Source organism: Janthinobacterium tructae (genome assembly GCF_006517255.1).
GTDB classification, from domain to species: Bacteria; Pseudomonadota; Gammaproteobacteria; order Burkholderiales; family Burkholderiaceae_D; genus Janthinobacterium; species Janthinobacterium tructae.
In genome coordinates this window covers 542589-561178 of sequence record NZ_CP041185.1, presented here as the reverse complement: position 1 = coordinate 561178, position 18590 = coordinate 542589, and the positions used below count along the sequence as shown (strand labels likewise).

Sequence of the window (18590 nt, the reverse complement as noted above, 5' to 3'; positions counted from 1 at the left end):
CCTTGGCGTTGCCGTCGCCTGCCGCTGCAGCGCGATCAAACAGGTGATCGGCGTACAGCAGCAGGGCCTGGGTTAGACCTTCAAAAAATTGGCGTCGTTTTCCAGGGCGGTCGTGACGCGGTCCTGCCAGGTCGGGTATTTGTCGAAGGCTGTGGCGATCAGCGCCTTGTCGAACGGCACCGCCGCGCCGTTGCTGGTGAAGCCGTACCAGTCGACAGCCACGGCCAGCGCCAGGCGCTTCTGATTTTCATCGATGACGTGTACCAGCTGATCCGCGCCTTCGTCGGTGGAAGCGTCGATGGCCGTCTTGCGCTTGGCCGACTTCTTGTAGCCTTCGGCGCGCACGGCGTGGCTTTCCTTGCGGAACTCGTCGGAATTTTTACCGACGATCTTGATGCCGGCCACGGGCTCGCCGTCGGCGTCGAAGATCACAGGCACGTCGAAGGTCACGCGCGCGGCCGGCGCGGACAGGTTAGCGATGTCGAAGCCGGCGACGGCCAGGGTTTGAGCGATATTCAGCGATGCGTTGGTGGTATTCATGTGTATTGCCTTTTCGTGGGTTTTGATAAGTGCCCGTGCCGGCCGCTGCGCCCACGAAGGCGACAGCGACCGGTCGGTGCTGGGGTGGCGCTTGCGCCAAAAGGAACGCCCGGCGCGTGGCCGGGCGAAAATGAAGCAAAAATAGCGTACCGTCAGGCCGTTCCCAAACTGACGGCCTGACAATTACAGGCTCGTGTCCTGGAATGCCACGGTCGTGGCCTCGTGCTGCGCATCGGCGCCCTGATAGCGCAGGATGTCGAACGCGCAGGTGACGATCTTGTTTTTCTCGCCATCATCGACCTTGGCCGAGGTGATCTTGATGCGGCCCATGGCGATCGCCATGACTTCGGCCAGCGGCGCCGTGCTGGCTGCCATGGCGTAGGCCAGCGGCAGTTCGACTTCCTGCTTGAAGTAGTCGATGTATGTCGAGTCCTGCATCAGCACCGTGAACTGGCCGCTGCCCAATACCTTGCCGCGCGAGGCGGCCGTGGCGAACTTGGAGCCGATCACGGGATCGATCTTGACTTGGCCGTCCAGCGACAGCGACATGCCGGTGCAAATTTGCGAGGGGATGCCGGCGACCGACAGCATCGCGGTGGCGCCAGAGAACTTGCCGGTGCCGGGCGTGGCGGCGGGCGCGTTGAAGTAGGCAGCCTGCATGGTCGCGCCTTCCAGTTTGCCCATCAAGCTGAAATCCATGCTCGTGATGCCATTCGGCTGCACGGAGATGTCGACTTTGCTGACCAGCTGGTCGATGAAGCAGCGATTCACGGCGATGCCCGGATCCTGAACTTCCGCGGTGAACCAGTCCGTGGTGTGCCCGGTCAGCGGCGTGAAGCTGCGCTTGCCGGTCGCGGTCACGGTCACCGGGTCGCCCTCGACCTTCACCGTCATGGCGCTGCCGTCCATGAACTGGCCCGTCAGCTTCAGCGCGGTGGCCGAGGTGACGAAGAAGTTCTTGCCGTTGTTGGCGGCGCCGGTGGTCAGGAAGCCAGCGATGCGCACCACGGTACCGGCGCGGTGGCCGTCGGCCAGCCAGGAACCGGCGCTGCGCGTCAGGCCCGTTGCGCCCGATGCGATGGTGTTTTGCGCTGCAGTGACGCCGCCCGCCGTGAAGTCGCGGCGCAGCAGCGCGGCCAGCAGCGCGGCGTAGGTGCCGCAGCTGGCTTCGCCTTTGATGGCGCCGGAGGTGCGGAAGTTGCCCAGGCGCGTATCGCTCTGCTGCTGGCTTGGGTCGATCTCATTGCTCGAGTACTTGTCGGCGTCCGTATCGAACGTCGCGGTCACGCGCGGATAGAGGCGGCCGGCGGCGGCCAGCGCCTTCGTGCCTTCCGCTGTTTGCTTGCCGATAACGAGCAGGCTGTCGATGCCGTTTGCAGTGGTCATGGTGTGGATTGCCTTTCTTTGGTCGAAAAAAAAGACCGCCGAGGCGATCTGTGTGGGGTGATGCGGGTTACAGGTTGCAGAACCAGCGAATCTTGACCGGAACCATCCAGCGGTCCCCGTCCTCGCGGCCGCCGGCGATTTCAGGTGTGCGCTCAATCTGCACGGTCACATCGCCCTTCGTGAAGCTTGCACCTCGGCGGAACAGCTCCGTGATCATTTCAGCGCGCGCGCCGGCGGCGGCGGTGCCCTGCCCCGGTGGATACAGCAAGCTGACCTGGAAGATGCCGCGCTCCTGGCGCGAGCCGTCGCCCAAGGAATGGTTGTTCGGCTCCGCCGGCAGCAGGTAGGCGGCTTGATAAGGCCGGCCGGTGACTGGTGTGTACGGCACGTTCTGCCAAGCGGTGTCGATGGCTGGCGCGAGGCTGTCCAAGGCCGCCTCCAGCGCCGCTCGTATTGTTGGTTGGCTCATAATTTATAGCTCGAATAGCCTTGGGCGAAATCGCTTGCGGTGGTGCCGTCGCGCACGCCGTTCACAGCATTGTCCACAATGGTGCGAAATTCCACGACCGTCAGCATCACCACGCCGACGGGCGCCTGGCGCGACCAGCCCTCCTCGATGCGCTTCGCATACGGCAAGTTGTTCACGAGATAGATCACGTCGCCCGCCTTTGCAGCACTGATCGTGCTGCCGTGGGCGGCGATTGTGGCGCTGCCGTCCTTGTCGATCAGGTCGAGCACGCCGGCCGTCGGCGATCCGATCGAAAGCTGCCAATTCGCGCGGAAGCGGCCGCCCGCGTAGCCAGGTGGTGGTTTGCTCTTCCAGTATTTAGCGTCACCAACCGGTGATCTCCCTACAATTTTGTCGTCAATCTTCTTCGTGATGGAGCGTACCACCAGATCCTGGTTGGCCTTCGTCTTGGCGATGAACTCGGCAATCTGCATCGAAAACGACATGTTCGCCATCAAAGCCCCCGCAGTTGCAGCGTGTGCAGCACGGCCACATCGACCGGTGCCGTAGTTTCGATGGCCTTCACCGTGTAGATGGCGCCGCCGAACAGCACCAGGTCGGCCGCCGTCGGTGCCGGCATGGCCTGGCCATTCCGCTGCAGCGGCGACAGCAGCAGCTTCTGGTCGCCCGCCTGGATCAGCGTGCCGTCGATGTTCTCGGCCTCGTAGGCGATCTTCACGCCCGTGCCTTCGTAGTCCGTGGTGGTGCTGGGCGCTGTACCCAGGTCCGGATCGTAATTGCCTGTCACTACCTGGCGCAGCACCACGATGCCGCCCTTGCGGCGCAGGGACTGATCGGCGCGCACGGCGGTTTTGCTGTAATCGGTCATAGCCTATGGCGTTTTCAAGTAGTCATACGGCGGCGTCTCCACGAAGCGCACGGCCTTGATCGTGGTCTTGCCGTCGATCAGGGCGCGCAGCACGCGATGCCAGCCGTCCATGATGAAACCCTGCTGGCACAGAATGATCGGATACTCGGTGTTGACGTCCAACGCGCGGCGCACGTGGTGCGCGATGCCATAGGCCGAGCCGACCGGCGTCCAGACCTCGGTACCGGAGTAGATCGCCGCCAGCGGCAAATCGAACGGCTCCAGATCCTTGGCGCGCGCGATCAGGTTTGTGACGGTCCATACCTTTCCATCCGAACTGTAGGTGTTATCGGCGACGAAACAGCCGTCGATCTTCACTGCCGGATATGCGCTCATGCTCGTGTCACCTTGATCGAATTACCGCCGCCGGCCGAGCCGAAGTACGGTACCAGAAGCGCATCCACGGCCACGAAGCGCTCGCGCGCGTCCGTGGTGTTCTGGAAGTACTCGGTATCGATTGGCCCCACCTTGTCGCGCTTAATAGCATTCGAGCCGGTGTCGAGGTCGGGCAGCAGATCCTCGCCACGCCCTGCTCGCACGGCCAAGTCGATGCAGGCATTGACCACGTCTGCCGGCACGATCTTGCTGGGCACGATGAAGCCGTCGACCTCGACGTTGTAGCGCGGCCAGTCCAGCGCCTGGTGCTGATACACCCGGCGGCCTGCCCAGCGCGTGCGGTAGGTGGCCATGAAGATCATGCCCTTGCGCAGCGCGATTTCCTTATCAGCTTCCGCCAGCGCCGCCCAAGCTGTCAGGCCCAGGCTGGCGCAACGCGCGTCTGCTGCGGCGATGCTGGCATAGGATTCGGCGTCTGGTGCGCCGGTGCCGGTTTCAATGATGAGCATGGTTATCCTATGAAAAAGCCCGTACGCGACGGGCTATTTGGCAAATTCATTGCAAATATTGCAGTTATTTATGTTATAAGTTTGTTTTTTAAAAAACCACATCACATTAGGAGCATCATGAAAAAAATCATCGCTTCCGCTGCAATTACCGCGGCCCTGATGGCCAGCGCCGCAGCACATGCAGAAGCTTACAGTTTCACTTACAGCATGTTAGATGGCACAGCCGTAACAGGCACGTTTAATGGTTCACCCAATGGCAATCTAGTCTCGGGACTGAACCACATCTCGGTGTACGTTAATGGCATCAACATGACAAGAGGCTCCCCTTTAGAGGCCTATTCGTATAACAATTTAGCGGAGCCTGGCATCATTGTCTGGGGACATAACGCGGTCGCATCATTTGATGCAAGTTTAAATAATTTTATTCTCGCCGACTCCGATGCGTACAATGTCAGCCGTTATTTCTCAATCTCGCCGCTGAATCGATTTTCGACAATCGCAGATTCCACTGACCTTCGACTTATAAACAGCTTCCACCGCGATCGCGATCCGGCGGGTATAGCAGCTCGCTGGTCCCTCAGCGTGAGCGCTGTTCCCGAGCCAGAGACATATGGCATGCTGCTGGCAGGCCTGGGCCTGATCGGTTTTGCTGCGCGTCGCAACGCCAAATCGGTTTAATCAAAGCGAGCACCAGCCAGACATTGGCTGGTTTCGGTTGTAATAGTCATGTTCACAATTTATCAGCGGATGCACAGGCGATTTCCAGCGCCATCGTCCCGGTCACATTCGCGGTGATACGGATCGTGGGCTGGAAGACTTGAGGGGCGCCATGCACGGAAAGCGGACCCCGGACTGGAATGTCGGCCCCCATCAATACCGAAAAGTTTTCAGGATATGGCGCCATCTGCCCTGTCGCCAACTGCATGTCCGTCACCAGGTTGTTGCCCGATATAGCCGTTTGACTATTACAGAAAAAGTAAAACTCTTTCACAAGGTTGCCGCCAACCGCCAGGCGCGCTTGGACTTTAAAGTCCACCACGTCGCCGTTGCTCACTAATGTGTGCATCGGCGGAAACGTGACGGTGAATTGATCCCCGGATGCTGCGGCGGCCATGCTAAACCCCTGCCAGTTCCCCCCGAGATCGCCATCAGCTGCAACAGTGCGCGCCGTTTGGTACGGCGTTATGGTCGGAGAGCCTGCGGTAATCGCCAGTCCCAGCCCATTCGCGATGGGGCCGGCAGCGATGGTGCCCGTGCCAGCGCTGGGCGTGCCGCCGGAACCTAGCATCGTAGGGTTCGAGAGCAAGCCACCATCGGTCACCATCCGGCCGCTGGTGCTGCCGCCCGTGGGGTAAATGGTGTTGTAGGCCGCCGCCATGCGCTTGGCAAGGCAATAGGTTGCGGAATTTTTTGGGTGAACTAGGTCCGAGTTATACATCGTCGCCGTCGGGTTTCCCGTAGCACTGACAGGGTCCTGCACCTGGACAGTTCCAGCTGCAGCCGCGCCCCAGCTCTCGCATATGAGGCTGTTTGCCGTGGCGAACTGGGGCAGCCACCGGCACCACTGCAGGAACACCAAGTTCTTTGCGCTACTCCAACTTCCCCGCGTGTTAATTTGTGGAAATGGTGTCACGATGTCCAGCTTTGCACCGATTTGCTGGCAATACTGCAGCAGAGTTGTGACGTTTGCTTTCATTTGTGCCAAGGAGTAGCTGGCAGCATAAGCGTCGTTGATGCCGCCGCAGAAGACAACGCGATCAGGGTTCCAGCTGGCAACGTCAGTCCCGAAACGGGCGAGCATCTGCGGGATCGTATCGCCGTTCCGGCCTGCATTGATGTGGCGAAGCTTGCGTCCCGTCATGTTGTGCGTCAGGCCAATAGGGCCGGCAGCGCTCGCCTTGAGTGGGTAACACAAGAGAATCGAGGTCCCGGTATCTGGCGTCGTCACCGGCATGGTCGGGTTGTTGATCGCGTAAGTATATGCATTGCCTACCTGCGCGACACATGCCGTCGGGCGCGATGTATTGTAAGCGGCATCAGCGGCCCCCTGAACGGTCATCAGGTCGCCGACCCGGATGCCTTGATCGCCACTGAACGTAATGGTTGCAGTGCCATTACCGTTGTAGACGAGCGACGACGCATTTCCACTTTGCGCGTTAGAGTACGCAGTTGTTGAATCACCTAACCAAACGATTACTGGCAGTGTCTTTGCAGATTGCGGCTTTATCTGGGACAAAGCACTTTTCATGGCCAGATCCATACTCCCCGTCGAGCAGGTCGCCAGGAAACGCTGCTCCCCAGCATAGGGGCCGATCGCTGCCAATGCGCCGGCTCCAACAGTCCAGGATTCCAGCGAGTTCGTGCCGCCCAGGGCCGGATCAAGACGATAGACGACACCAACCACACCGACCGAGCCACTGATATTCAGGACCTGGCCCTCAGGCAGGGTGATGGTTTGCGGCGTACCGCCGGCGGTGATGGTTGGCATAGTGACTTTCGGGAATGCGGTTTATGGAATGCCCCGGCGCGCGGGGCGGTGATGGCCAGAAATTACGCCTTGGCGGCCTTCGCTGGCTTTTCGGCCGCAGCCGTGGCTGGTGCAACTTGCGACTGTGCGGCAGCAGCGTCCTTGGCAGCCTGGAGGCTCGCGGCTTCGTCGCGCAGGCGCTGCGCTTCGACTTCGTTGGCCTGAGCTTGATCGGCCAGGCGCTGCTCCTGCGCGGCAATGCGCTCCTTCTCGGCGTCCAGTGAGCGCTCGCGCTCCATAAGCTGATCGCGCGCGGCCAGCAGTTCGGCCATAGTCGGCACGCGCTCGGTGGGCGTGCCCAGGTCTTGGTCGTCGCCGTACAGCTCGTGCACGTCGGGGTTGAAGTCGGATTTGTTGATGACGACGAACGGGCCCTGCGTGTGCGGGTCCGTCGATACGATTTTGATGGTATCCATGGGGAAGTCCAGGTGAGGCCCGGCAGCACCTCAGTGCAGGCCGGGCCGGGTTGATGGTTAGCCGTGCAGGATGCCGATGAATTCATCCTTGACCGAGCCGCAGCCCCATGCCAGCGCCACTTCGTACTGCATCTGGCGGTACTGGGCGTACATGCTGATCTCGAAGGTCAGGCCGGTCAGCGGGTCGGTGACCAGCATGCGGTCGACGGCCGAGTCGCCCTGCTTCGGCAACGCCGGCGCACGCGTAGCAAGTTGGATGGCCGAACGCGCGAAAAACATGTTGCGGAAGCCCGACGCAGCGACGGTGATGGCGGTGGCGGCAGCCGGAATGGCTTTCAGCAGGCCTGGTGCTGCGAGGGTGATCGTGCCGCCGTTCGAGACATCGCCATCGCCGCTCGACACGACGTACTGATTGGTATCGCCAGCGAAGGTGATGGTGTCGCCAGCCAGTGAAGTGCCGGTACCAGCTGCCGCCAGGGTGATGACAGTGGCGCCAACTGCATAGCCTGCGGCATTGGTGGTTGCAGCGGCAGCGGTGCCTTTGGCATGCAGTTTGATGCCCGAGCTGTTGCGCAGTGCAAAGCCCTGCAGGCGGTCAGTCATACCGTTGCGCAGCATATCTTCACGACCGGCCTCGTTCACCTTAAACAGGCCCGATTGTTTGCCACGCAGGTTGACCATGGCGGCCGAGCCCAGCACCAACTGGAAGTCGAGGCCTTGAGCGCCATTCTCTTCCAGGATGCGCAGCGCGCCAGCGGTGTCGGTCAGGTCGCCGGCAGTAGCGAACGGAGCGACGTTGGCAGTGCCGCACGCGCGGGACGCTTTGACATACAGCGCGGCCAGATCGCTCTCGACTTCGTTCACCAGCGTACGCATGGCCTGCGAAATCTGATCACGCAGGATCACGTTATAGCTCGCGCCGTTGTTATCCAGGGCAAGTTGCTCTTCGCCATTCCAGCGGATCGGCACGCGGCGCGCCTTGGTGATGACCACGCCCTTTTTGCCGATGTTCTGGTCGCCGTCATTCGGCGGCGTCACCGCGGGGGCGATATCGGTAGCAGTCGCGGCAGGTGCGACTGGCGACGTAACCTCCTGCCCGACCGCCGCTCGGGTAAAGTTCATATCTGCGGAAACTGCCGGGATGAAGCCGACCAGCTCGCGTGCAACCTGGTCCGATGCACTGTAGATGGTGGTGACCAGGCCGTTCAGCGAGTTGGCGCCGAGGATCACGCCGGTGCGTGCAGCGTAGTTGGTGATATAGCGATATGCCAATTCGACCAGCACGCGACTGGCGAAATCGGCTTTTGCCGGCACAGCCGTCAACATTTCGACAGCCTTGTGGGCCATCGCGGTTGCGGTCGACGCGGTCGAGAACAGGGCCATGGCGCACAGGGCCATGGCCGACATCAAGGTTTTCTTCATGGTAGAGCCTTCAAAAGTTGGTGATTTGGAATTTTTAAAACAGACAGGCCATCCAGCCCAAAGCACCAACCCCCATCCAGGCGTTGGCTATGCGTTGCGGTACTACAGAAATGGAAAGGACGCGCGTATCGCCGGCATTTGCGGAATGCCGGAAGTAATTAATCGGTAACGGCGCCGCCGCCTTTGGCAAATTCCGCCTTGGCGGCCGGCGTCGCTGCATCAAAAGCGGCGCGCGTCATGGTCTTGCCTGCGCCACCGCCTGCACCGCCCCCCGTCGCGCCGCCACCGGAGGCGCCACTACCTTTCAGGATCATGTCCTTGTTGGCGTATTGGCCGACCATGACCTGGAGTGCTTCTTCGAAATCGGCATGTTCGCCGTGGCGGGTGGCGGAAAAAATCGGGTTGCCATCCGGCCCCATCGGGACCAGCTTGCCGTTGTCGACCTTGAAGCGGTCGCCGAAGACCTTCTGCGCGATGTCCGCAGGAATGGCCAGCTTTTCGGAAATAAACTTGGAACTGGCGAAACTGCCGCCGATGATGTGGTTGTTCAGGTTCTGCGTGAGCTTTTCGTTCTGCTCGGTCAGTGCGCGCTGCTTTTCTTCTGCGGCCCGCGTGGCATTTGCGACTTGCTCTTGCGCGGTGCGCGTGGCGGCGTCTTTGATTTCCTGAACCTTGCCTGCGGTGACCAGGTCGCCGTCCTTGATGTTTTTGGCCAACGTGATCGCCTGGGCTGCGGCTGCCGCATCTTCGATACCGGCATCCTTAAATGGCTTCAATGCCGCTTCGGCGGTTTCCTTGGCGATGCGGTGCGCCTTGGCTTCGCCATTCAGGCGGCCAATGGTGGCGACGGTAGCATCAGCGTCGAACGGCGCTTCGACACCATCAGCATTGATGAAGATCGGCTTCTTATCGGCATCCATGGCGATATTGCCGTTTGCGTCATATTTAAATGGCATGGTCGTTCTTTCCGGGCATCCGCCCTATCGATGGCCTTCCGGCCGTGCACCGCGTCGCGTCCGCTTGCGGCAATAAAAAAGCCGCCTGGTTGCCCGGGCGGCCTGAAATGGTCGTAAAAAAAGCCCGCCGAAGCGAGCGATGAGGAATGGAGTTTGGTTCTACTCGGCGCGTTGAATATCGGCAGTACCGTTTGGATCCATCATAATCCTGAAATTCTTATTCTCATTTTCCCGCATGATAGTCTCCCGGGCGTTATTTTGAATTGTTGCGAAATGGCAGAGGCCACTCCCTTCCGCATCAGGGCGTACTGAAAGCAGGTGCTCCCCAGGCTCGACATAGAACCGAGCGGTTTCACTAGGATCGAAACGCCCTGCGCGCACACCGTCCAAACTGAACGCAAGGAAGCATCCGCTGCCTAGAAGCCCAGAATCACGCGTAACAGAAATAGTTGCCGTAGATTTTGGCAACTTTTCTTGGAAAGCGAAGAGCCTTTCCCTTGGTACAGGCTTAGCCTGCGAAGGTGAAACTGGTGATGTTGCGCAACCGGAGACAAAGGCGGCGAATACAGCTGCAATTACGATACGGAGCATAGGTATTATTCCATCTCAAAAAACATATCTTACTATCAATACTCGCGATGTTGGGATATTGACCATTTATCTTGCACATATTCACAGAGAATTTCACTTATACTTGGAGTGCAACTGCTCCAGCGTCAACTTACGCCCCTTCAGATTCATCAGGTCATTCAGCGTAATCTTGCCCGCCTCGTACATCTCAGCGCGACCTGGGCCCAGGTACTCAGCCCGCCACTCCTTGTCCTTGCTGGCCAAGAAGTCCTTGAAATTCAATTTGCTACTGACCGGGCCGCCGTCGCTGGGGCGCGTGCTCTCGCCCGGCTCGTCCAGCTCGATGCCCAGGTCTTTGAAAGACTTGGTGCGCGTACTGAGCACACATCGGCAGCTGAAATGGATGGCGCCGGGCCCGCCCGCCCATTCGCGCGTGTGGTTGATCGGTTCCTGGTCGTGCAGCGAGTACTCGTGCAAATCGCGCATGGCGCACAGCAGGCAGGTATGCGAATCCAGCGTCGACAGCCACACCAGGCACTCGATCAGGTCGGCGTTCTGCTGGAACGACGCCAGGCGCGCGGCATTGGCCACGGCCTGCACCGAGGTGTGCACCAGCGCGCGCGCGTTTGCGGCTGACGTTTTCAAAATGCCCTGCTCGCCCGGAGCAACAGGATCCGGCGCAGGCGCAGGCCCCTTGGCTACCGGGGCGGCTGACGCGCCTGGTGTCCCGGCCGGCATCGGTGGCGTGGCAGGCGTGCTGGGCGCCAGATCGGCCGCCTTGGCGCTCTTGCCCAGCACACGCGACACGATCTGCGACGTCGTTTCGCCCTGCGCTGCGCCGAGCCGAACCTGGCTGGCGAAGCGGAATTGCGTATCAAGTGCCTGGCGCTTCCACCAGTCGGCCGACGGCGCGCCCTTGATCAGCGTGTCGCCGACCAGTTTTTCGAGGTAGGTGGCCGGCGGAAGCTTCGCGCCCAGTTCGATCTTGAGGCCCTGCGTCAACACCTTGGCCGTGTAATCGGCCTCGATGCGCACCATGCCGGTCAAGTTGCGGGTCATTTCCGCCTGCATTCCGGTGTAGTGGGACGAAATCACCGCATTCGACTCGCGCAGCAGTGCCCCCAGGCGCTGCTTGCCGTAGGTCGATATCTCGCCTTCGTTCAGCTTGGCCGTCAATTCCTTCGACATGGCGGCCATCAGCAGCAGGATCTTCTCTTGCGCGCCGGATGAAAATCGCAGCAGGTTCAGCGAATGCACGAGAAACATCTCGGCAATCCACTCTTCGAGCGCGCCCATTTATGCTTCCGCCAGGTCAGGTGGAGCCGATTGGATGCGCTCCTGCTCATCCTCCCACTTCAGGTCTGGCGACACGATGCCGCGGCGTTGCAGTTCATTGAAGTAGGTTTCGTCGGAAATCCGGTTGTTGGCCACGCTTTTGAACAGCAGCTCGGCACTGGCCTCGGCCAGCGACGCGGCACCGAAGTCTTTAAAAATGGTGATATGGCCGCCTTCGGCCTCACCCACCCATTGCGCCATGAACTGCAGCGCCAGGTCCGCGGCGTCCTCGACGTTGCCCGCGATCTTCTGCAGCGCGCACGCACCCTGCTCGTTGTCAGCCAAGGTTTGCGATTCGGTCACATTGCCTGGCTTGATCACCAGCAGCTCGGCGCCAGCCTGGCGCATGCGGTCTTCCAGGTCGAGGATCGACAGACGACCGGCTTCAATGGCCTTACCGCCATGCTCCACGAATTTCAGGTCGCCATCAGGCGATTCCGACTTAACTGCACTGCCGGCGCCGACCGTGATGCCGCCCTCGCCCAGCATCTTGGCGAACAGGATTGGCACGCGCGCAACGTGCAAGATGTTCTGTTGGTCGCTCTTGCTCTGCCAGTGCTCCACGTTGCTGTGCGCCAGTTCCAGCAGCGGCGGTGTGGCCTGCATGTAGCCCAGGCGCTTGCCGTAGACGGGCACGAATGGGATGATTTTCAGGCTGGTGATGCCCTCTTCGTACAACGCCCACTCCTTCTTGCTGCCGGTCTCGCTCTGGCGCCAGGTCTGCCAAGTGCCACGCCCCAGGACGCGCACCTGCTCGATTTCCTTGGTGTCAAAGTCGCCATTCGGCTCGGACACGCTTTCCAGTAGCCGCAACTGGGTCAGCCCATCAAGGCTGGTCGCATTCTTCGGCAGCCAGCCTAGGACGTTTTGCACATGCACCTGAACGAAGTACGGACGCACGCCGGCGGCCTGCTCGTCGGCCTTCGTGACCAGGTTGCCCGCCTTGGGAAAGTCGACAAGGATGCCAGCGAAGCCGTAGCCCATCGCCTCCTGCGTGATCTCCGATAGGAAGCTGTGCAGGTCGCGGCCGGAGAGGTCGACATTTTGCAGCCAAAGCTTGAGCCGTTCCGGCACGTCCTCGCCCAGCGTCACCGGCTTGCTGAACGGCTTGGCCGACAGCACGTCGATGGTGCGGGCGTAGGCCGGGAACAACGTAGCGACGGCCAGGCGCAGATCGTAGCTTTCGCTGTCCTCGCCTGGCCACTGCGGCAAATACTTCTTGCCAGCGGCCCGCATGGTCTTCGTGCCGCCCAGCAGCGCGGCGATCAGCGCGCAATCCTCGTTCAGCTTGGCCGCTTCGGCTGATTGTGTGCGTACATCGGTCATGGGAATCCTTGTTGTTACATGCGCAGCGGCGCGGTGGTCGTCGTGCTCTTCACAATCGGGTAGCGCTTCACGAGAAAGTAGCCATTCGCATCGTTCGGGTGGTCATGGCCAGATTTCTTGTCTGGCTGGCCGTCGGCGCCCCACACCTGCTGCTCCAGCGCCTCGGTCGTCGTCGGGCATTGGTCGGTGTTGATCTTCCAGCGGCGCTCGCCCTGGGCATTCAGGATCATCCCGTTATAGGCGTTGACCCGGTCCTTGACCGCAGGGTTTGAGTGGTTCACTTCGAGCAAGAAGCCCGCCTGCCGCAAAATGGACAGGTCGGACTCGCTCGCGTTCTTGCTGCTGGTGTTCTGGCCGGACGCATCCGGGAAAATCTTCACCTGGTGGCCCTTGTCCTTGAAGTCTTCTTTCAGGATCTTGGCCATGGCCGGCGTATCACGCACCTGCACGCGCTCGGACAGGGTGCGCGGCAGCCCTTCCCGGACCACATTGATGCAGGCAGTCATGTTCTGCACGTTGAAGTCCAGGCCTACCATCAGCGGCTCACCGGGCAGGATGATCTCGTTCGTGTGGTTCAGCGCGCGGTCAAAGTCGGCATACACGCTGCCGCTGGTCAGGTTGGTGAACTTGCCGCGCAGGTAGGCATCAATCAACGCTGGCGGGTAGCTGGCCATCAGCGACGGGATATAGTCGTCGGGCAGGTTCAGCTCGTTGTCGAAGGTGCTGGCCTGGATCAGGCCGTACAGGCTGGCCAGCTCAGGCTTGTCCCGAATAGCCTTGACGAACTGCTGATAGACGAACTTGAAGCCCTCGGGCGTCGTCGTCACGTCGATGCCGTTCATCAGCCCAGGCACCTTGTAGCGCATACGGGCGATGATCTTGCGCCAGGCCATCTGCGCCTTCTTCAGCGGCATCACGTCCAGCTCATCGATCAGCGCGTGGCCGATCTTAAAGCCGACGATGGTTTCCGGCTTTTCCATCGAGCGGCAAATGACCGTGCCGCGATAGCGCCGCCCCTCGTACACCTCGACCTCGTGATCGCCCTGCTTCACCTTGATGCGCAGGCCCATCGCATAGGCAACCTCCTCCATCGTGGGATAGAAGATGTCGCGAATCTGCGGATAGGTCGGCGCGAAGTACCCCTGGTTGATGCCCGGCCACTGCCAGAAGTGGGCGCAGATGCCCGCGCAGCCCACAAACGTCTTGCCGGAGCCAAACCCGGCCACGTAGGCCTTGAACTTGTGCGGCAGTTGCAGGAAGCTCGACTGCGGGACGTTCAGGTCAAACTGGATTGTCGTCATGGCGCTTGGCGTCTTTCACGCCGAAGGTGATGGCGACAGGTGTGGGCGAGTCGTCGTCCGGCTTCACGTCCTTGCTGGCTTTGAGCAGGTTCATGCCGATCTCGGCGGCGCCGTTGGCCATCCTGGTCAGCACGGCGATATCACCCAAAGCCAAGCGGCTCTTGTCGTCCAGCGGCTCGGCGTCATCGATCTCGCCAGCCTTGTTGTGCGCGATGCCGGACAGCCGGTGCGCGGTGGCAGCGCCATATCGTGCGGCTCCAGCCAGGTGCATCGAGATTTCTTTCAACTCATCGGCCAAAGTGCGCGCACTTATCTGCGCACCTATCGGTAGCGCACTAAATGCCGACTCTGCCGCAACCAATTGATTTGCAACATCTTTTATCTGTTTCGTCTGCGCACCAAAGCGTTTTCTGATCGCGGCTTCGGATACGCCGAATTCCCGAGCAAGCGCCCGGGCCGCCTCCCCTTTGAGGAGTCGCTGGCCTACCGCTGCCCACTGCTTTTCGGTCAGTGCTGATTTGCGCCCCATGTGTATTCCATTTCTTTGCTACGGGGATGGCTCCACGTCGAGCATCACGGGAGTCATCGTTGCACCCACCACCCACAGCCGGACGGCACCACCGGCATTCAGTGCTGCCAGCTCCACGGCATCTGGGTGCCAGTACGACACCACGGCAGGCAGATCGCCCACTTGCGTGCGCGTTATCGGTAGCGCGTTGCATGGCAACTCGGCTTGATCCCAGCCTGCAGGCGCGCCGAGCACGCCGTTGTTCGACGGATGTTGAATTTTTTTCATTTCACTTATTCGCCAATTTGTTGACGCAAATCAAGACCCAATCAGGTGGCTTTGACATCATTTGATTTCGAACAAGGATCTGATGTGATGCCGACAACCTACCTGCTTACGCCTGGCCGGAGTTGCCATCCAGACAGCGCGCTCAATGCAATTATCGAGACCGCCGTGCAACTGGTCATAGAGGAAGGCTTAGACGCGGCAGAAGGATACCTTCAAGCTCAAGGCGTTAGCCGGCACCCACCCGCAACTCCCCCTATCGCGGATAATCTGTGTCACCGCCCGTGCCAAGCAGGGCCGCGATGAATTGCGGTGGAGCCTCTTGGCCATGATGCGTCGGTGACTGCGCCCGTTTTTCAAAGCCCTGCCACTGGAGCGCGCTGGCAGTCGCAAGTGTCAGGTAGTCCAGGAATGTAGCGTCGGCTTGGCCAGCGCCCACAACGAGGGCCAGGCCAGCAGCACGAGTGCGATAGTGGCGCCACCGATTACCGCACCCAGCAGTGCGATGGTGATGATCATCCGGCGAAAGTCGATATCGAACATGCTGCACCTCAAATAGAAAAGCCGCCAGCGCAGTGATGCGGCTGGCGGCGAAACCCGGCATGCCAGGCGAGGAGAACTGGAGCGGGTGACGGGCCTCGAACCCGCGTCGCCGGCTTGGAAGGCCCGCGCTCTACCACTTGAGCTACACCCGCACTGCCATGAATGGCGAAGTTAGCTGCCAAGTGACTTGCCTTGAATTTGAGCTGAATTTGATATTACTCGCCGAAATTAAAAAATTAATAAGAAATATTCATAATTTGCTACGATATTTTCTTGTCAAGTGGTAACATTTTATGCGGTGCACTCAATGCACGTGCATAAACATACATCCACATCTACATCATCCTTTAAATCGATATAACCATGATTAAGCTATTCACAGTTTTTTTCGGGACATTAATACTTAGCGCCTGCGCATCTCCGAGCTATGACTATGTAAAAAAAGGCTCCACTTTTGACCAAAAAACAGACGCACTTTCAGAGTGTCAATATCAAATCAAGCTCAACAAGACGCCAGCTTCCGAGCAGAAAGAGCTTCGTGATTTATGCATGCAAGGCAAGGGTTACCGCTACAAATTGGTAAATTAATCCCTGCATGAAGGGCCGAGTCAGATTCCAAATCGATCAATCGACATCCACGTCCAGCAAGCGCTGAAACTGGCGCACCACGTCGATGTCGAGTTGGTCGGTAATTTCTTGTTGCGTGGGTGGCTCGACTGGCGCCATGTCGGTGACGATGGCAGTCATTTCCGGCGGCGTACGGCGCCAACGAAGGCGGCTGAATTCCGGCGGCGTACGGCGCCAACGAAGGCGGCTGAACAACTCGGCTACAGCCATCATTGCCTCGCTACGTGGCCAGAAAACAAAAAAGCCCGCGATCCTTTCGGGGCGGGCTTCGATTTATTGCGCGGCCAGGGCCGCAATGGTGTTTATGCCTTGCGGCGGCGCGCTACAACGCCTAGCAGACCCAAGCCTGCGAGGAACATGCCGTACGTCTCCGGCTCAGGGACGGCAGACACGGTCTGCTTAATGTCGTAACTTTCCCAGTATCCGGATTTACTCACACTCGCGTATATAAGCCCGGTCGACTGCGTATTATTTAAGTCAATCCAAAAATCGTTAGTCCCATTGTTTATTGTGCGAAAGTCATTCAGAAGTCCACCGACGAAAGCGCCCCTAGCCCGGAGGTCGACACCCACATCGGACCGAGTGTAGTGCGCGTTACCTATCGTAAGGTCGAAATCTTTTACTGCGGTCCAATTCGAGCCAAGTGAATCCGCCGAGAAGATGGCGTAACCCGTGGCAAAATTGAACGGCGCCGGACCAGCTGCGTCATAAAATGGGACGAAGCTCGTTGCCGTGAAATCCAATCGCTAATCAGCCGCTTGCGCCGAAGCACCGCAGAGCAAAGAAGCGGCGACGACGACGCCAGCAATTCGTTTAAACATGGAAGACCCCTAGAAGTTTTAATAATGCTAAGAATCTTAGCATTATTAAAACTTTAGGTGTAAAAAAAACCACCTCTAGGGTGGCTTAATTTTTCTTCAATAACAATCTGCATCGTTAGCTATGCAAATTTACCGCGAGCAGATCCATCAACTTATGGATGCTAAGCGAATCCCTGCTATCGGTGCCGCTTACGCGATCATTACGAGTGCAGGGAGTGGTAATTAATAATACACGAATTTTGAAAAGCATACAAACATCACCAGTTGATACTACTCAAACAGGCATCTTCCCTCAAAGTCCATCCGGATTTTTCTCCCACCTTCACTCAGTTTACATGCCCAGAATATGAACCCAACCGTCTTCTCGGAGTTTCGATAGAAAGTCTTTGAGGCACCTGGCTGGAGGTCATATCCATAATGACCGGCATCGTCACAAGTGTCACGAGTCTTCGCATTGCACCACCTAGCACGTATTGGCTCGTTACATCCATTGGTAAATATTTCACCAACATTATAATAATAATCAGGCGATTGCTTCCGAGGCGCCTCTCTATGCTGCAAACATGCCATTACGACGCTGCCAGCGTCTGCAGGTCCAGAGGGGGATGCTGACCGCGTGGTGGATAACTGCTGACTTGCAGTAGATGATGGGGCTTGCTGTCGAGCATTAGGATGCCTAAGCTCATTTCTCGCGACAATAGCCTCTTGTAAAAGCGCTGCAACGTTACTCCCTTCATTTGGCGACGGCACCGCCCTTGGTGCGCTCGGTGAAGCGGCACCACGCGTGCCCTCCTCGCCCGTTAAAATCCAGTGTGCCAGTTGAGTGGCTTCTGATAGAGAAACTCCGGGGCTCCGAGGCATTGGCACCTGGCCGAAAGAACCCTTGCCCCCTTCAATTATCTTGGTGGCGAGAAATGTTTCAATATCAGGCTGTCCAGCGTATTTTTGAGCAATTTGGTCAAAGCCCGGCCCAATCATTCTCCCAACTGCTTTGTGGCAAGCCATACAATTTTTATCAAAAGCCAACTTAGCACTTGCTGTGGCGGGCGCTGGCAAAAGACCGATCATGCCAGAAAGAAGAACAAGTATGATAAAGCGGGTGGTGGGTAGCATGTCACTTCCAATCTTAGGAGTTGAGCCTCATACCGGATTATAAAAAAACCACTTCTATTGCCATTATACCCATCAAATTTAACGCACAACACCTAATATTTTAAAGCGCTACTTAATCGGCGTGCCGCACGTGCATTGTGAGCTTGCGCTAGCCCTTCCAGTTCGCTGACCATGTCAACAATCCGCTCGCGCTCAAACCCGCCAGCACATTCCACTTCCCCCTTGCCGCCCCCCTTGCAAGGCACGCAGAACTGCCGATTGCTCGTCACGCCCGTTCCATGGCAAGCAACGCATTTACCATCGAGCCAATGCGCAAGCGACGCGTGCGCGACGCGGCGATACAGAGCCTGGGCGGCTTGTTGGTCCCATGCAGTATTCGCCTTCACCCAGCCACGCGAGCGACCTTTCTCTGCTACAGCCGCAGTCCAGATGCGCAGCAGCTGAGCCAAATTCGACGAGCCACTTTCGAAGAGCTGGCGCGCTGCACCGTCCGCGTACTTCACACGCGACAGCAAAGCGCCCAGGCCAGAGCCAGACCGATCAGCCAGTGCCGCAGCCGCAAGCGCCTCCGTGAGGTGATGCCGCTCATCGTCTTTCAGGTTGGACGAGTTGATCGATGCGATATACTTTTCTGCGAAGCCCATGAATTCCCTTTCATTCCGTACGTCAACGTTAACACCCTTTTTTGACCTG

General features: G+C 58.9%; 24 protein-coding genes, 1 tRNA gene and 1 pseudogene. 3 read left to right on the top strand and 23 right to left on the bottom strand.

All coding sequences use genetic code 11. From position 1 onward, the window contains the following. Positions 1–72: 72 nt before the first annotated feature. The 7 genes from FJQ89_RS02615 to FJQ89_RS02585 all read right to left on the bottom strand — a co-directional run bounded on the left by FJQ89_RS02615 (position 73) and on the right by FJQ89_RS02585 (position 4147). Positions 73–540, bottom strand: a complete 468-nt coding sequence (locus FJQ89_RS02615) for a hypothetical protein (protein WP_141168916.1) — start codon at positions 538–540, stop codon at positions 73–75. Positions 541–723: 183 nt separating this feature from the next. Then, on the bottom strand, positions 724–1926 hold the full coding sequence (locus FJQ89_RS02610; RefSeq protein WP_141168915.1) for a phage tail tube protein: 1203 nt from the start codon (positions 1924–1926) through the stop codon (positions 724–726). 67 nt (positions 1927–1993) lie between these two features. Beyond that, positions 1994–2395 (bottom strand): DUF4128 domain-containing protein, encoded by a 402-nt coding sequence (locus FJQ89_RS02605; RefSeq protein WP_141168914.1) that lies wholly within the window; start codon positions 2393–2395, stop codon positions 1994–1996. Beyond that, entirely contained in the window at positions 2392–2889 is a 498-nt protein-coding gene (locus FJQ89_RS02600; protein ID WP_141168913.1) for a hypothetical protein, read from the bottom strand. The genes FJQ89_RS02605 and FJQ89_RS02600 overlap by 4 nt, the downstream gene beginning before the upstream one ends. Then, a complete protein-coding gene (locus FJQ89_RS02595; RefSeq protein ID WP_141168912.1) occupies positions 2889–3263 on the bottom strand; it encodes a hypothetical protein in 375 nt (124 codons plus the stop codon). The genes FJQ89_RS02600 and FJQ89_RS02595 overlap by 1 nt, the downstream gene beginning before the upstream one ends. 3 nt (positions 3264–3266) lie before the next feature. Continuing rightward, positions 3267–3638, bottom strand: coding sequence for a hypothetical protein (locus FJQ89_RS02590; protein WP_141168911.1), 372 nt, complete (start codon positions 3636–3638; stop codon positions 3267–3269). Further along, positions 3635–4147: a DnaT-like ssDNA-binding protein gene (locus FJQ89_RS02585; RefSeq protein ID WP_141168910.1), complete on the bottom strand. Its 513-nt coding sequence runs from the start codon at positions 4145–4147 to the stop codon at positions 3635–3637. Before FJQ89_RS02585 ends, FJQ89_RS02590 begins: the two co-directional genes overlap by 4 nt. 585 nt (positions 4148–4732) lie before the next feature. Here FJQ89_RS02585 and FJQ89_RS28680 point away from each other — a divergent pair. Further along, positions 4733–4825 (top strand): annotated as a pseudogene (locus FJQ89_RS28680) (PEP-CTERM sorting domain-containing protein); the annotation flags it as partial. Between the two features lie 52 nt (positions 4826–4877). On the opposite strand, the gene FJQ89_RS02575 reads toward FJQ89_RS28680, so the two are convergent. The 3 genes from FJQ89_RS02575 to FJQ89_RS02565 all read right to left on the bottom strand — a co-directional run bounded on the left by FJQ89_RS02575 (position 4878) and on the right by FJQ89_RS02565 (position 8512). Beyond that, complete coding sequence (locus FJQ89_RS02575) at positions 4878–6635, bottom strand: SGNH/GDSL hydrolase family protein (protein WP_141168909.1); 1758 nt, start codon at positions 6633–6635, stop codon at positions 4878–4880. 62 nt (positions 6636–6697) lie between these two features. Further along, positions 6698–7090 (bottom strand): hypothetical protein, encoded by a 393-nt coding sequence (locus FJQ89_RS02570; protein WP_141168908.1) that lies wholly within the window; start codon positions 7088–7090, stop codon positions 6698–6700. Between the two features lie 57 nt (positions 7091–7147). Continuing rightward, positions 7148–8512, bottom strand: a complete 1365-nt coding sequence (locus FJQ89_RS02565) for a major capsid protein (RefSeq protein ID WP_141168907.1) — start codon at positions 8510–8512, stop codon at positions 7148–7150. Between FJQ89_RS02565 and FJQ89_RS02560 the strand changes: the two genes are divergently transcribed. Further along, entirely contained in the window at positions 8487–8681 is a 195-nt protein-coding gene (locus FJQ89_RS02560; RefSeq protein WP_141168906.1) for a hypothetical protein, read from the top strand. The genes FJQ89_RS02565 and FJQ89_RS02560 overlap by 26 nt on opposite strands. Here FJQ89_RS02560 and FJQ89_RS02555 read toward each other — a convergent pair. From FJQ89_RS02555 to FJQ89_RS02520, 9 genes are all read right to left on the bottom strand, one after another. Then, complete coding sequence (locus tag FJQ89_RS02555) at positions 8671–9468, bottom strand: DUF6651 domain-containing protein (protein WP_141168905.1); 798 nt, start codon at positions 9466–9468, stop codon at positions 8671–8673. The genes FJQ89_RS02560 and FJQ89_RS02555 overlap by 11 nt on opposite strands. 159 nt (positions 9469–9627) lie before the next feature. After that, positions 9628–10059 carry a hypothetical protein gene (locus tag FJQ89_RS02550; protein WP_141168904.1) on the bottom strand — a complete coding sequence of 144 codons (432 nt, stop codon included), beginning with the start codon at positions 10057–10059 and terminating at the stop codon, positions 9628–9630. Between the two features lie 93 nt (positions 10060–10152). Further along, the gene (locus tag FJQ89_RS02545) at positions 10153–11334 is read right to left on the bottom strand and encodes a structural protein (protein ID WP_141168903.1); all 1182 of its coding nucleotides are present in this window, start codon (positions 11332–11334) and stop codon (positions 10153–10155) included. Beyond that, on the bottom strand, positions 11335–12699 hold the full coding sequence (locus FJQ89_RS02540) for a DUF4055 domain-containing protein (protein WP_141168902.1): 1365 nt from the start codon (positions 12697–12699) through the stop codon (positions 11335–11337). It abuts the gene before it with no gap. 14 nt (positions 12700–12713) lie between these two features. Continuing rightward, on the bottom strand, positions 12714–14000 hold the full coding sequence (locus FJQ89_RS02535) for a terminase large subunit domain-containing protein (protein ID WP_141168901.1): 1287 nt from the start codon (positions 13998–14000) through the stop codon (positions 12714–12716). Further along, positions 13981–14529 carry a helix-turn-helix domain-containing protein gene (locus FJQ89_RS02530; protein ID WP_141168900.1) on the bottom strand — a complete coding sequence of 183 codons (549 nt, stop codon included), beginning with the start codon at positions 14527–14529 and terminating at the stop codon, positions 13981–13983. Before FJQ89_RS02530 ends, FJQ89_RS02535 begins: the two co-directional genes overlap by 20 nt. 18 nt (positions 14530–14547) lie before the next feature. Then, on the bottom strand, positions 14548–14796 hold the full coding sequence (locus FJQ89_RS02525) for a hypothetical protein (protein ID WP_141168899.1): 249 nt from the start codon (positions 14794–14796) through the stop codon (positions 14548–14550). A gap of 393 nt (positions 14797–15189) precedes the next feature. Beyond that, positions 15190–15336, bottom strand: coding sequence for a hypothetical protein (locus tag FJQ89_RS27950; protein ID WP_168208337.1), 147 nt, complete (start codon positions 15334–15336; stop codon positions 15190–15192). A gap of 77 nt (positions 15337–15413) precedes the next feature. Further along, positions 15414–15488, bottom strand: a tRNA-Gly gene (locus FJQ89_RS02520). Positions 15489–15699: 211 nt separating this feature from the next. On the opposite strand from FJQ89_RS02520, the gene FJQ89_RS02515 reads away from it, so the two are divergent. Then, positions 15700–15924, top strand: a complete 225-nt coding sequence (locus FJQ89_RS02515) for a hypothetical protein (RefSeq protein ID WP_141168898.1) — start codon at positions 15700–15702, stop codon at positions 15922–15924. Between the two features lie 36 nt (positions 15925–15960). Here FJQ89_RS02515 and FJQ89_RS28555 read toward each other — a convergent pair whose 3' ends face one another. The 4 genes from FJQ89_RS28555 to FJQ89_RS02500 all read right to left on the bottom strand — a co-directional run bounded on the left by FJQ89_RS28555 (position 15961) and on the right by FJQ89_RS02500 (position 18541). Further along, a complete protein-coding gene (locus tag FJQ89_RS28555; protein ID WP_279239622.1) occupies positions 15961–16083 on the bottom strand; it encodes a hypothetical protein in 123 nt (40 codons plus the stop codon). A 182-nt stretch (positions 16084–16265) separates the two neighbouring features. Then, a complete protein-coding gene (locus FJQ89_RS28285) occupies positions 16266–16535 on the bottom strand; it encodes an FxDxF family PEP-CTERM protein (RefSeq protein ID WP_243136551.1) in 270 nt (89 codons plus the stop codon). Between the two features lie 519 nt (positions 16536–17054). Next, a complete protein-coding gene (locus FJQ89_RS02505) occupies positions 17055–17897 on the bottom strand; it encodes a c-type cytochrome (RefSeq protein WP_141168897.1) in 843 nt (280 codons plus the stop codon). 92 nt (positions 17898–17989) lie between these two features. Next, entirely contained in the window at positions 17990–18541 is a 552-nt protein-coding gene (locus FJQ89_RS02500) for a hypothetical protein (RefSeq protein ID WP_141168896.1), read from the bottom strand. Between the last annotated feature and the right edge of the window lie 49 nt (positions 18542–18590).